17 protein-coding genes are annotated in these 11,937 nt (G+C 67.2%); 8 read left to right on the top strand and 9 right to left on the bottom strand.

Features of this window, described 5'->3' with window-relative positions:
• Positions 1 to 46 precede the first annotated feature (46 nt).
• On the bottom strand, positions 47 to 811 hold the full coding sequence (locus ASF32_RS13015) for a ComF family protein (protein ID WP_056429028.1): 765 nt from the start codon (positions 809 to 811) through the stop codon (positions 47 to 49).
• A gap of 84 nt (positions 812 to 895) precedes the next feature.
• Complete coding sequence (locus ASF32_RS13020; RefSeq protein WP_056429032.1) at positions 896 to 1,123, bottom strand: hypothetical protein; 228 nt, start codon at positions 1,121 to 1,123, stop codon at positions 896 to 898.
• Between the two features lie 100 nt (positions 1,124 to 1,223).
• On the opposite strand from ASF32_RS13020, the gene ASF32_RS13025 reads away from it, so the two are divergent.
• On the top strand, positions 1,224 to 2,120 hold the full coding sequence (locus ASF32_RS13025; RefSeq protein WP_056429036.1) for a methyltransferase domain-containing protein: 897 nt from the start codon (positions 1,224 to 1,226) through the stop codon (positions 2,118 to 2,120).
• A 10-nt stretch (positions 2,121 to 2,130) separates the two neighbouring features.
• Positions 2,131 to 2,490 (top strand): DUF427 domain-containing protein, encoded by a 360-nt coding sequence (locus ASF32_RS13030; protein ID WP_056429040.1) that lies wholly within the window; start codon positions 2,131 to 2,133, stop codon positions 2,488 to 2,490.
• 6 nt (positions 2,491 to 2,496) lie between these two features.
• On the opposite strand, the gene ASF32_RS13035 is transcribed toward ASF32_RS13030, so the two are convergent.
• Genes ASF32_RS13035 through argJ form a run of 4 tightly spaced genes read right to left on the bottom strand, consistent with a single transcriptional unit; the run spans position 2,497 to position 6,524 of the window.
• Positions 2,497 to 4,041 (bottom strand): DUF6880 family protein, encoded by a 1,545-nt coding sequence (locus ASF32_RS13035; protein WP_056429043.1) that lies wholly within the window; start codon positions 4,039 to 4,041, stop codon positions 2,497 to 2,499.
• A gap of 52 nt (positions 4,042 to 4,093) precedes the next feature.
• On the bottom strand, positions 4,094 to 4,531 hold the full coding sequence (mutT, locus tag ASF32_RS13040; protein ID WP_244478083.1) for an 8-oxo-dGTP diphosphatase MutT: 438 nt from the start codon (positions 4,529 to 4,531) through the stop codon (positions 4,094 to 4,096).
• Positions 4,528 to 5,277, bottom strand: a complete 750-nt coding sequence (locus tag ASF32_RS13045) for an SIMPL domain-containing protein (protein ID WP_056429046.1) — start codon at positions 5,275 to 5,277, stop codon at positions 4,528 to 4,530. Before ASF32_RS13045 ends, mutT begins: the two co-directional genes overlap by 4 nt.
• The gene (gene argJ / locus ASF32_RS13050; RefSeq protein WP_056429049.1) at positions 5,274 to 6,524 is read right to left on the bottom strand and encodes a bifunctional glutamate N-acetyltransferase/amino-acid acetyltransferase ArgJ; all 1,251 of its coding nucleotides are present in this window, start codon (positions 6,522 to 6,524) and stop codon (positions 5,274 to 5,276) included. The genes ASF32_RS13045 and argJ overlap by 4 nt, the downstream gene beginning before the upstream one ends.
• Positions 6,525 to 6,798: 274 nt before the next feature.
• Between argJ and ASF32_RS13055 the strand changes: the two genes are divergently transcribed.
• The gene (locus ASF32_RS13055; protein WP_056429052.1) at positions 6,799 to 7,203 is read left to right on the top strand and encodes a hypothetical protein; all 405 of its coding nucleotides are present in this window, start codon (positions 6,799 to 6,801) and stop codon (positions 7,201 to 7,203) included.
• Between the two features lie 118 nt (positions 7,204 to 7,321).
• Here ASF32_RS13055 and ASF32_RS13060 read toward each other — a convergent pair whose 3' ends face one another.
• Positions 7,322 to 7,852 carry a PRC-barrel domain-containing protein gene (locus ASF32_RS13060; protein WP_056429055.1) on the bottom strand — a complete coding sequence of 177 codons (531 nt, stop codon included), beginning with the start codon at positions 7,850 to 7,852 and terminating at the stop codon, positions 7,322 to 7,324.
• Positions 7,853 to 8,033: 181 nt separating this feature from the next.
• Here ASF32_RS13060 and ASF32_RS13065 point away from each other — a divergent pair, with 181 nt between their 5' ends.
• Entirely contained in the window at positions 8,034 to 8,591 is a 558-nt protein-coding gene (locus tag ASF32_RS13065; RefSeq protein WP_056429058.1) for a glutathione peroxidase, read from the top strand.
• Positions 8,592 to 8,607: 16 nt separating this feature from the next.
• Here ASF32_RS13065 and ASF32_RS13070 read toward each other — a convergent pair whose 3' ends face one another.
• On the bottom strand, positions 8,608 to 8,862 hold the full coding sequence (locus ASF32_RS13070) for a hypothetical protein (protein ID WP_056429061.1): 255 nt from the start codon (positions 8,860 to 8,862) through the stop codon (positions 8,608 to 8,610).
• Between the two features lie 107 nt (positions 8,863 to 8,969).
• Here ASF32_RS13070 and ASF32_RS13075 point away from each other — a divergent pair, with 107 nt between their 5' ends.
• On the top strand, positions 8,970 to 9,197 hold the full coding sequence (locus ASF32_RS13075; protein ID WP_056429065.1) for a hypothetical protein: 228 nt from the start codon (positions 8,970 to 8,972) through the stop codon (positions 9,195 to 9,197).
• Positions 9,198 to 9,310: 113 nt separating this feature from the next.
• Positions 9,311 to 9,550, top strand: a complete 240-nt coding sequence (locus ASF32_RS13080; RefSeq protein ID WP_018042095.1) for a hypothetical protein — start codon at positions 9,311 to 9,313, stop codon at positions 9,548 to 9,550.
• Positions 9,551 to 9,661: 111 nt separating this feature from the next.
• Here ASF32_RS13080 and ASF32_RS13085 read toward each other — a convergent pair whose 3' ends face one another.
• Positions 9,662 to 10,900 carry a GGDEF domain-containing protein gene (locus ASF32_RS13085; protein WP_244478084.1) on the bottom strand — a complete coding sequence of 413 codons (1,239 nt, stop codon included), beginning with the start codon at positions 10,898 to 10,900 and terminating at the stop codon, positions 9,662 to 9,664.
• Here ASF32_RS13085 and ASF32_RS25775 point away from each other — a divergent pair.
• Together ASF32_RS25775 and ASF32_RS13090 are read left to right on the top strand one after the other, a co-directional pair.
• The gene (locus ASF32_RS25775; RefSeq protein ID WP_162239906.1) at positions 10,895 to 11,146 is read left to right on the top strand and encodes a hypothetical protein; all 252 of its coding nucleotides are present in this window, start codon (positions 10,895 to 10,897) and stop codon (positions 11,144 to 11,146) included. The genes ASF32_RS13085 and ASF32_RS25775 overlap by 6 nt on opposite strands.
• Positions 11,147 to 11,332: 186 nt before the next feature.
• Positions 11,333 to 11,929, top strand: coding sequence for a nitroreductase family protein (locus tag ASF32_RS13090; protein WP_056429132.1), 597 nt, complete (start codon positions 11,333 to 11,335; stop codon positions 11,927 to 11,929).
• The last annotated feature ends 8 nt before the right edge of the window (positions 11,930 to 11,937 follow it).

Here is an 11,937-nt window from a genome sequence, read left to right on the forward strand (position 1 = left end):
GCCGTGGCGGAGCCCGGCTGTCAAGGGCGGAGGTCGGTTTGTTGGCTCAGCCTGCCTCCGCGGCGACCAGGGCGAAGGTGAGGACGTCCACCGAAGCCGCTCCTCCCCGCAAGAGCACCCGCGATGCGGCATTGGCGGTGGAGCCGGTGGTGGTGACATCGTCGATGAGCAGAACCCTTCGCCCCTGGAGCCTGGGCTTCGCCGATGCGGGGACCCGGAACGCGCCCTGGAGATTCGTCGCCCGCGCCGCGCGGCTGAGCCCGACCTGCGAGCGCGTCGCCTTCACCCGTGTGAGAAGCGAGGTCTCGCAGGGTAGGGACGCAATGCGGCCGATGCCACGGCCGAGGAGGGCGGCCTGATTGAAACGACGGCGCCACAGCCGGGTCCAGTGCAGCGGCACGGGAATGAGGCAATCGGCCTCCCTCAGCAATTCGGCACCTGCCGATGCCATCATCCGCGCCATGGGGGCGGCGAGATCGAGCCGGTCCTCGTATTTCAGGCGGTGGACGAGATCGCGCGCCACATCGTCGTAGAGCGCGACGGCCCTGGCCCGCCCGAAGACGGGGGGATCGGCGATGGCGCGCGGGGACAAGAGAGGGCCGAGCCCCAGATCGACGGGAAACGGCGTGCCCAGGCGCGGGCAATAGGGCTGTTCGATGAGGCGCAGGCTCGACCAGCAGCGGGGGCACAAAGCATGCGGGTCGGCGGTGGCGGCGCCGCAGCCGGCGCAGGTCGGCGGGTAGATCAGGCCGAGGGCGCCCGCCGATATCGAACGGACACCCCGCCTGAGAAGCTGAGCGGCGGACACCATACTGCGTGCTTAGGTCCTTTTCGTTGCTTCGCGAAGACCTTACGCAACATTGTCCCGGCGAAGCGACGTCCGGAAAGCGGCGCCCTACTGTGCCGCGGGCTGCTGGCCCTGATTCTGCTGCTTGTCCTTCTTGTTGGCCCTGTGGTGTCCGATGGCGCAGCCGGCTGCCGCCCCCATCTTGCCGTGTCCGGCCATATGGCCGGCGACGCCGCCCACGAGCGCGCCCTTGATGCAGCCCTTGGCTTCGGCGGCCCCACTCAGCGAGAGTGTCGCGAGGGTGGACAAGGCGATTCCCGTCAGAAGTCGAATCATGAATCCGGTCTCCGGTTTCCGTTATGATGCGCCAACCTCCCGCCGCTCTGCCCCGTTCCGGCTGGCAGGATCACGTTTTCGCGCCAGCTATAGGAGCGAGATGACCAGCCCACCGCCACTCTTCGATACGGCCCTTGCCCGTCTCCGCCTCTCGCGCGCCATCCGTGCGGGCTATGCCGATTTCCTGTTGGCGCGACTCGCCGAGGATCTCGACGATCGTCTCGCCGCGGTGCTGCGTCCTTTTCCCGAAGTGCTCGACCTCGGGACGCCGAGTTCCGCCCCCGCCCGCCATCTTCTGCGCTCCGGCCGCGTCGGCGCCGTCACCCGTGTGGCGCCCCTGGCCGAGGCCGGCGATGGTCTCGCCCTCATGGTCGGCGATCCGGAAGCGCTGCCGCTGGCGGCTTCCCGTTTCGATCTCGCCCTGTCGCTGCTGGCCCTGCAGCACGTCAACGATCTGCCGGGTGCGCTGGCCCAGCTGCGGCGGGTGTTGAAGCCCGACGGGCTGTTCGTCGGCTGTCTTCTCGGCGGGCGCACTCTCACCGAGTTGCGCCAGTCCTTCGGGCAGGCCGAGGCCGAGATCGAAGGCGGAATCAGCCCGCGCGTGGCGCCCTTCGCCGAGGTGCGCGAGATGGGCAGCCTGCTCCAGCGCGCCGGCTTCGCCCTGCCGGTGACGGATGTCGACACGATCACCGTGCGCTACGCCGATCCCTTCGCCCTGATGCGCGACCTGCGCGCCATGGGCCTCACCAACGTACTGACCGAGCGCCGCCGCACGCCCCTGCGCCGCGACACCCTCATGCGGATGGCCGCGATCTATGCCGAGCGCTTCGCCGATTCCGACGGGCGCCTGAGGGCGACGTTCGAGATCCTGTGGCTTTCCGGCTGGGCGCCGCATGAGAGCCAGCAGAAGCCGCTCAAGCCCGGCAGCGCCAAGTCCCGTCTCGCCGACGCCCTAGGCGTTCCCGAGATCACGCCCGGCACAACCAGCGATTCCTGAGGAGACGACGATGAAACAGCCCGGCCCGGACCATCCCATCACCATCGAGACGAGCCCTCTGCGCGTCCGCGTCATCCTCGCCGGCACCTTGATCGCGGAATCCGGAGCCGCTCTCGTCCTCCGCGAGGCGGCTTACGGGCCTGTCTATTACCTGCCCCGCGCCGATGCGCGCTGGGAGCATTTCACCCGCTCGGCGCGCAGGAGCCACTGCCCCTACAAGGGCGAGGCCAGCTACTACACGCTGACGGTCGGCGATACGGTTCGGGCCGACGCGGTCTGGAGCTACGAGACTCCGTTTCCCGCCGTCGCCGAAATCAAGGATCATCTCGCCTTCTATCCGGACAGGGTCGACGCCATCGAGGTGAGCTGAGTTCCGTCATACGCGGGATTGTCCGGCCTTCTCCCAGAAGGCGGATTTCCGCCCGTGTGCCTTGCGCAAGGCGTCCCGATAGGCGGCGTGGTCCGGCGTGAGGTCGCCCGGTTCGAGCCGCTGCGCCAGGGCATCGAGGGCCAGAAGGTGGCGTGCGCCGTAACCGTAGGCGCTGGAGCGGCCCTTGCTCAGCATGTCGTCGATCATGCAGCGGTAGAGCAGGCTGGCCGCCTTCGGGCTCGCCTCTTCCAGAGCCTCCGCCGCGGGAGCGAGGATCTCATAGCGGTTGCCGTCCCATGTCGCGGCCCTGTCGATGACGAGGCGGGCGGCGCGGTCGCGCTTTGGCCAATGCACGAGGAAATGCAGGGCGCGGTAGGGGTCGTCGTGAGAGGCCGCATGGTCGAAGGCGCGCTCCAGTGCCTCTTCGTCCTCGAAATCGGGAAGCTTGGCGACGTAGTCGCGCAGCATCTCGCGGTCGAGACGGGCTTCGAAACAGGCCCAGCGCTTTGCCTGTGCCTCGTCCCTGCGACCGAGAGCGTCGAGGATGCGGATTTCGAGGGAGGCCCGCTCACGCTGGGGCGCGTCCGGGTCGAAGCTTCCCGTCAGCATCTGCTCGCGGGTGACGACGACGATTCCGCGCTTCTGGGGCCGTCCGATCCAGTCGAGGGCCTCGGCGGCGCGGTTCGCCGAGAGCAGACGCTCCGCTACGGCCATCGTGTTGGGATGGTCGGGGGAGATCGCCTGCTCCAGGGCGATAAAAGCCTCGACGTCGCCGCGCCGGTCGGCCAGGGCCTGTCGCATCCGCAGCAGGCGCATGCGCTCCATCTTCCGGTCCCAGCCCTGCGTGCTGAAGGCGGCCGAGCGGGTTGCCGGCTTGCCCGATGCCTTCGGTTCCGGCGGCGTCGCCGATGCAAGGGCCGCGTCGACCGGCTCCAAGGCCGTATCGGGCAGGCCCTCCACCACCGTGAGCAGCAGGGCATCGAGGATGCCGAACCCGTCCGTCTCGAGGAGCGGCACCAGTCTCACGGCCAATTGGGCGGCCTCGGCCGGAGGGAGCCGAAGCGCCAGATCGGCGGCGGCATGCGTCGCCCGTTCGTAGACGCCCACCACCTGACCGCTGGAATCGTCGACGCGCTCCAGCACGCCCTGCGCCCCGCCCAGGAAACGGATCAACCGATTCAGGGCGGCGTCCACGTCGAGAGGAGCCAGTTCCGAGACGATGGTGGAGATCGTGGCGTCGAGATCGGCGGCGAAGCTACGCCGTTTCTGCCAGTCGATGTAACCGTGGGCCCGTTCGAGGGCGGTCAACCGTCTGTCGATTAGGGCGGCGACGGCATCGGGGCCCTGCAATCCGGCGATCGCGGCGGTGACGAGCTTCTTGAAGGCGGGATTGCGCGCGGTCTCGTCGAGGACGAGGCCGATCAACCGGTCGAGCCCCAGCGGCGCCAGGGTCTCGTGCGACGGCGTGGTCTTGCGCGTGACGCGCTTCGGCTTCTCCGCCGCGACCGCGCTCGGCTTGGGGGCCGTCTTTACTGCTGACTTGCGCGCCATGCTTTCCGTCTCCCGCCTCCGACGGACAACCTGTGGCGGCAGGGTGCAGCCATCAAGGTCCGAGGAGATCGACCAGGAACGGAATCAGCGGCGCATCGGCCGGGGGCATCGGCTGGTCCTTGAGTTCGCGCGGGCGCACCCATTTCAGCGCCTGCCCCTCCATGGAACGGGCCATGCCCTCCCAGCGTCGGCAGACATAGAGCGGCATCAGCAGATGAAAGTCGGGATAGGCGTGGCTCGCGAAGGTCAGCGGAGCAAGGCAGGCCTCCTTCACCTCGATCCCGATCTCCTCCCGCAATTCGCGGATCAGGGTTTCCTCCGGCCGCTCGCCGGGCTCGACCTTACCGCCGGGGAACTCCCAGAGACCGGCGAGCTGCTTGCCCTCCGGGCGCTGGGCCAGGAGGACGCGGCCATCAGTATCCACCAGGGCGACCGCCACCACGAGGAGGATGCGGAACGGAGGCGGCGTCACGGCGGAGTCTTGTGTCACGGTAGGATCGCGAAGCTGGCCGAGACCTCGGCACTCGTCTCGATCGTGCCCGCCGCGAGCGGCACCGGCACGCCGGAGCGTTTGGACCGCATCGGGGCCGCCGCCATCGCCATCGGCATCCCGCCGCCCTGGGGCGTCGTCTGGATCAGCAGGGGCGGTCCGAGCTTGACACCGGCGGCCTCGGCGAGGCGTCCCGCCTGCGCCATCGCATCCTTCATGGCCGCTACCTGCACGGAGGCCTCCGCCGCATTCGGATCCTTCAGTCCGAACGCCACGCCCTCGATCCGGTTGGCGCCGGCATCGAGGGCTTTGCGCATCAGCTCGCCGAGCTTGCCCATATCCGAGAGGCGCACCCGCACGCTATTGGCGGCGCGGTAGCCGTCCGGCTTCTCGGTGGTGCTGCCGTCGGGCTGGCGTACCTCCCGCGTCGCCTGGGTGAGGGTGACCGCCGTCGTGCCGATATCGCTCTCGCCGACGCCGAACCCGGCCGATAGCGTGATGAGCGCGCGGGCGACGTTGCTCGCTCCGTCGAGGGCGGCAGCGGGCGTCGCGCCCCTGGCTTCGATCCCGATCTCCACCGAGGCGAAATCCGGTGGCGTCTCGGCGCGGGCGCGGCCGGTGACGACGATGCGGCTCTCACGCTTGTCGTACTCGTCCGCCCATGCGGGAAGCGCCAGGGCGGCGAGCAGAACGGATGCGACGGCGATCCGGAACCGGCGCGGAGCGCGCTCGGGCGAGCGGCTCATGAACGGTAATCCCCGTTGATCTCGATATAGCCCTTGGTCAGGTCACAGGTCCAAACCCGCGCCGTGCCGTTGCCCAGGCCGAGATCGACCGTCACGGCGACGTCCGATTCGCGCATGACGGCGCTCGCTGCCGCCTCGCTGTAATCCGGGTCGCGGGCGCCCTCGCGGGCGACACGGACGTCGCCGAACCAGATCGCGAGGCGATCGCGGTCGGCAGGCTCGCCTGCCTTGCCCACCGCCATCACGACGCGGCCCCAATTGGCGTCCTCGCCGGCAATGGCCGTCTTCACCAGGGGCGAATTGGCGATGGACATGGCGATGCGGTGGGCCGAGGCATCGTTCGTCGCGCCCTTCACGTTGACGGTGACGAACTTGCGCGCGCCCTCGCCATCCTTGGCGACGAGCTGCGCCAGCTCGATGAGCAGATCGTCCAGCGCCGCGCGGAAGCCCGACAGGCGGGCGTCGCCCGGATCGGTCACGGGTGCGTTGCCGGCGGCTCCGGTGGCGAACAGCATCAGCGTGTCGGAGGTGGAGGTGTCGCCATCCACCGTCACGCAGTTGAAGCTCGTCTGCGTGCCGGCGCTCAAAAGGGTCTGTAGCACGACCTGCGGCAGGGCCGCGTCGGTGAAGACGAAGCTCAGCATCGTCGCCATGTCGGGCGCGATCATGCCCGCGCCCTTGGCGATGCCGTTGATCGTCACCGTTGTCCCGTCGATCGTCGCCGTGCGCGTGCCGAGCTTGGGGAAGGTGTCGGTGGTCATGATCGCCTGCGCCGCCGCCGCCCAGGCTGCTGGGCCGGTCTCGGTCCGGGCCGCGCAATCGCTCAGCACACCTTCGAACTTGGTCGCGTCGAGGGGCTCGCCGATGACGCCGGTGGAGGCGATGAAGACCTCGTCGGGCCGGCATCCCGCCGCCTCGGCACCGATCTTCGCGGTGAGTTCCACGGCGTCCCGTCCACGCGCTCCGGTGAAGGCGTTGGCATTGCCGGAATTGACGATGAGGGCGCGGGCGCCTTCCCTCGCCAGGGCTTCGCGGCACCAATCCACCGGTGCGGAGGGGCATTTCGAGCGGGTGAACACGCCCGCCGCCTGTGTCCCCGGCTGCAACGCCAGATAGAGCACGTCGGTGCGCCCGGAATAGCGGATGCCCGCCTGCGCGGTGGCGATGCCGACGCCGGCGATGGGCGGCAGGTCCGGCACGGATTTCGGTGCGAGGGGCGAGACGGGGGGAGTTTTGGCGGATGACATCAGTCGGTCGGGCTCCGGCAATCCGCCGCTATCGATTCTCTGGCGGCGCGGCGGTGTTGCATCGCCCACCGCCGCCACGTCAACACCGGCGGGCGCTTTCGAGGGAACAGTCAAGCTCCTCGGGGATTTCCTGTATCCGACGCAACGGACATCTGCGGACGCCTTGTCCTGCAGTGCAAACGTGTCCTACGATGACGCGTCGCACAGAAGATACGTGCTGGAACTGGCTTGAGCCGATCCAGGCGCGCCCAGGCGGAAACGAGGAGTTTCGACCATGGAACCGACGGCTTCCACCGGTGGAGCCTACGGCGTTCAGGTTCTGATCGCTGGACGACAGAAGCACTGGCGCGACGAGGTGGCATCGCAGATCCGGCGTGCCGGATACGCCGCCACGACCGTCGATTCCGGCGTCGATGCGATGACGGTTCTGGCCCTCGGCCTCCCGGTCGACGTGCTCGTCACCGATATCAGCCTCAAGGGCGAGTTGTGTTCGACCAAGCTTGTTCTTGAAGCGCGCGCCCTTCGGCCCGACCTGCGGATCGTCTTCGCCAACGAAGCTCCGCGCGACCCTCTGCCCGAGGTGATCGAGGACGGCCATGACGACGTCTACGTGACGAACGAGGTCAGAAACGACGCGGTTGCCAGCACCGTGCGCGAGGCTCTCGGAAACCGAGATTGATCTTCAAGGTTCTTCCGATCGGGTAACGAGAAGGGCGGCCGAGACATCACTGTCTCGGCCGCCCTTCTCGTTACATCGCCACGGCTCCAAGGCACGCTATGCCGGCGTGCCTTTGGCGTCAGGGAGCCGTCTTGGTTTCCGCCGGCTTGGCATCGGGCGCCCTCGTCTCCGTCGACTTGGTGTCGCCGGAATTGGGCTTGGCCTGACCGAGATAGACATATTCCGGCGCGGCGCGGAGCTGGTCCTTGTTGGTGTCGATCGTCGCCTTCATCGCCTTGTCGTCGACTCGGGCGAGCTTCAGGGCGCTCGGATCCACGGCCACGTATTTCGTACCGATGCCGAGGAATCCGCCGACGCCGACGACCCAGGCTTTGATCGTGCTGCTCTCGTCGAGAACGATGTCGGCGATCTCGCCGATCGTCTCGTTGGCGCCGTTCTGGATGGTCAGGCCGATCAGCTTGGAGGTGACCCGGTCGGACGGCGCCTGGGCGACGAAGGTCGGACGCAGGTCGTTGTTGAGAGTGGCGGGGGCCGCCGGAGCCGGAGCCGAGCCCGCATTCTGCGGATCCGCCGTCTGAGCACCGGCAATCGACGCTCCAGCGAAGACGAGGGGCGTTGCGAGGGTCGCTGCAAGCAACAGGATGCGCATAGGGGCGTGTCTTTCCGCTCTGGGTTCGGTGGTCGAACTCGGTCCTCGCTCAAGCTGAGCCCTTGCGAAAGGTTCCACCCGCGATGCACCCGATAGTGGACAGTCCGGATCGCCGGACTAGTTTCCGTCAGGGCGAAAGCGGGCCGATTCCAGCCTCTGTCCGCCCAGGGAGCGACCCCCGATGACCCTACTTCGCCGACAGGCCCTGTTTCTTCTCGGCTGCGTCATCGCAACCGGTGCGCGCGCCGCGACCAGCGAGGGCAATGCGAGGGCCTTCGCCTTCGAGAAACCGGAAGGCGGGCTGATCGCTCTCAAGGATTTCGCGGACAAGCCGATCCTCATCGTCAACACCGCCACCGCCTGCGGCTTTGCCGGACAGTTCTCCGGGCTTCAGGCTCTGTGGACGCGCTTCGGCGGGCGCGGCCTGACGGTGATCGCCGTGCCGTCGCCGGATTTCGGCAATCAGGAGCCCCTCGACGGCGTTGCCATCGCCGAGGCGGCCCGCCGGAATCACGGCGTCACCTTTCCCGTCGCCGCCAAGACCCATGTGCGCGGGCCGCAGGCCCATCCGTTCTATCGCTGGGCCGCCGCCGAGAAGCCCGGTTCCACGCCGAACTGGAACTTCCACAAATACCTCGTCGGCCGCGATGGCGGCCTCGTCGGCGCCTATCCCTCGTCGGTGGAACCCAACGATCCTCGCATCGTCACTGCCATCGCCGGTGAGCTGAGCCAGAGCTGATGCCCGAGGCCCGAGATCATTGCGGGATGTCGCGGGGCGGGCGAAGCGGCTCGACCCGCCGCGGGCGTGCCGCTTGTCGTCTCGTGCCTCCGCGCGACGAGCGTTCGTAGACCCCATCGGAACGTGAAGGAGCCGCGGACGGATAGTTCGACGCGAAGGGGTTGGCCGGTACGCGCTCGGGGCTTCCGAACAGTCTTCCGCCGGATTGCGCCCAGGCCGATGGGCCGGCCAGGATCGTCAGGAGGAAGGCTGCAGTCAGGTTCAGGCGCATCGCCGATTTCCTTTTCAGTCGGTCTTTGACGCCATAGCCCGGCTTCCCACATCCGGCGAGGCATCGTCCGATGCGCCGTCCTCCTGCGGCTCGAAAGGAAGAAACAGATGGACCCTCATGAATTCGAGCATGACGGCGCGCGTTTCGAGGTGCGCTTCGAGCGTGTCGCCGAGGGCTGGCTCGGCCATATCCACCGTGAGGGGGACGACGTCACGCATATCATGGCCTTCCCCGATGGCGCCGGCTACGATTCCGGCGATGTGCGCGGTTCGTTGATCGCCGGTTGCGAGGCGGCCGTTTCTCGCATGACGCAGGCTCCAGCCACCCGTCACTGAGTCGCGACGGAAGCTGGGGACGGAACTTGGGGACGGAACCTGGGACAGCCCCGCTCCGTTCGCCATGCCAAGCACTTGGCGCCAAAACGTCGGCGCCTCGAGGAGGAACCAGCATGTCCGAGATCACCTATCGCATCGTCGAGCACGATGGCGGCTTCGCCTACAAGGTCGGCGACGTCTTCTCCGAGACCTTCCCGAGCCACGACGAAGCGCTGCAGGCCGCCCAGGCCGCCGCTGCCGAACAGCAGGTGCCGGGCTCTACCGAGGGTATCCGTTACCAGGACGGCAAGGGCGACTGGCACGACGAAACAGCTCAGGGCAACGACCGTCCCACGGCGAAGGTCGTCGATTAACTCACGCTCAGTTCCCGCCGGTCTCGTCCTGTCGTGGGACGGGACCGGCACGGATTTCCGGTCGGCTCGCTCTGAGACCGCTGCCTCAGCCCTGACAGAGATGCTTGCCGCTCAGCCGGTTTTGGCGACCGGCTGTTTATCGGTGGCGCTCCACTGCGCGGCTGCCACGTATCTCGTCGGGCCTCCTTCGCCGTTGCCGTTCTTACCGCTGTGGCAGGTTCGATTCCGGCCGGTGCCTTTTGCCTCGTAGAGAGCCATGTCGGCCGCTTCGACCAGCGCTACGGCCGTGGCGGCGGGGCCGCAGCTCGTCGCCACGCCGATGCTGACGCTGACGAAGCCGAGGTGATCGTTCCGGTTTCCGTGAATCAGGCCCTTCTCCGCGATGCTGCGGCGGAACCGTTCCGCGACCCCATAGGCCTCGTCGGGATCGCTGGTGTGCATCAGGACTGCGAATTCCTCGCCACCATAGCGGCTGACGAACGCACCCGACCCCGCAGCCGTCTTCGCCAGCAGGGCGGACACCTCACGCAGGCACGTATCGCCGGCGCCGTGGCCGTAATGGTCGTTGAACAGCTTGAAATAATCGACGTCGATCAGCATCACGGCGAAATGCCGGCCTCCGAGGCTCGCTTCCCAGAACTCGGAGAGCTCGCGCGCGAAAGCGCGCCGATTGGCGATGCCGGTAAGCGGATCGGTGGTGGAAAGATGGGCGAGGGTCGTGTTGTCCTCGGCCAGGCGCTTGGCGCGCAAGCTATCGCGCAGGTTGACCAAGTAGTCACGCCGGTTCGCGGCTTCGATCTTGTAGGTGGCGACGAGGCTGAAGAGGATGCCCGTCATCATGTCTAGGCCGAGGACGCCGCCCACCGGCGCTGCGATGTCCGGCTTCAGATACAGTCCCGCCGCCACCGCGATGGCCGTGATACCCGACAGGAAGCAGGCCCAGAAGAACCGCAGCGGTAGGGTGATGTTGGCGAAGAGGACGCTGAGCCAGATCGTCGCCGTTGTCAGCGAGACCAGCGGACCCGTTCCCATCCAGAAGATCAGGATGGGGATACCGGTGGCCGCAAGCATGCCGATCCCGCCAATGGCTTCGCGGACCGGACCACTGACCCACCCTACCGCCCAGATGATCAGCAGAGCCAGCGGCGTCATCGCCAGAACCCGCAACCCGACATTGAGGAGGGCGAGGTCCGGCGTCGTCACGAAACCCGCGACGTTGTAGACGTGGAAGACCACCATGCCGAGGACGATCGTGTAACGGATGTCCCGGACGCGCTTCTCGCGCGTGTCGTACTCGAAACGTGCTTCGAGCTCGGATTCGAAGGCAAGTTTGAGGGTCCTGGCATGCAACTGCCGATCGATAGCACCGAGCAGGCGCATGTCTTTGCCGGCACCGGGAAGATCGGGTGCCAAAGTTCCGCCTGCACTAAGCCGGCGTACCGGTCTTTCACTCACGCGATCCGCCCACGGCTCAAAGTCGTTCGCCCCGAATTCATTGTCGTCCAAGCCTCAGACAGCACCGTCTTCAACCTCGACATTGCCGTTCGGTCGCATCGTCACGTCGATAAAAACGCCAATACGCATTATGATCCCTAACAGTGCTGAACCCCCTTGAAAAAGATCGTTCAAATTCGAACCATCTTGCATGCAATCCCGGGGAAATTTCCACATTGCCGGAAGCCGGATGCGCAAGGGGCATTTGCGCTTTGCACCCGACCTCGTGCATCTCGCTAGGAATCCCCTGCCGGCCGATGGCGCCAGGTGGGGTCGTCACGTTCGGAGATAGCCTTGCCGCCTCGTCAGACCGACCATGAGATCGATCCGCTCTTCGTCGAGCGTCGCTCGCCCCGCGCCTTCACCGGCGAGGCCGTGCCGGAATCGGAACTGCTGCGGATGTTCGAGGCCGCCCGATGGGCGCCGTCCGCGTATAACTCGCAGCCCTGGCGCTTCCTCTACGCCCTGCGCGACACGCCCGATTGGCAGGTTTTCTTCGACCTGATCGTGCCCGGCAACCAGAAATGGGTGAAGGACACCGGGGCCATCGTGATCCTGGTCTCGAATACGCAGATGAAGGTCGGCGACGAGCTCAAGCCGTCCTGGAGCCATTCCCTCGATGCCGGCGCGGCATCCGCGAACTTCCAGCTCCAGGCGATCCGCCAGGGCTGGCACGCGCACGGAATGACCGGGTTCGACCGGGAGCGTACGATCACGGCCCTGAACGTGCCGGAGACCTATCGGGTCGAGGCCGCCTACGGCGTCGGCCGTATGATCGAAGCGGGCAATCTCACGGAGGAGCAGACGGCGAAGGAGAGCCCGACCGGCCGTCGTCCGATCACGGATTTCGTGTTCGCCGGCGGATTCAAACCCACTGCGGCGTGAGGTCTTCG

This window comes from Methylobacterium sp. Leaf91 (assembly GCF_001422815.1).
Taxonomy (GTDB): Bacteria; Pseudomonadota; Alphaproteobacteria; order Rhizobiales; family Beijerinckiaceae; genus Methylobacterium.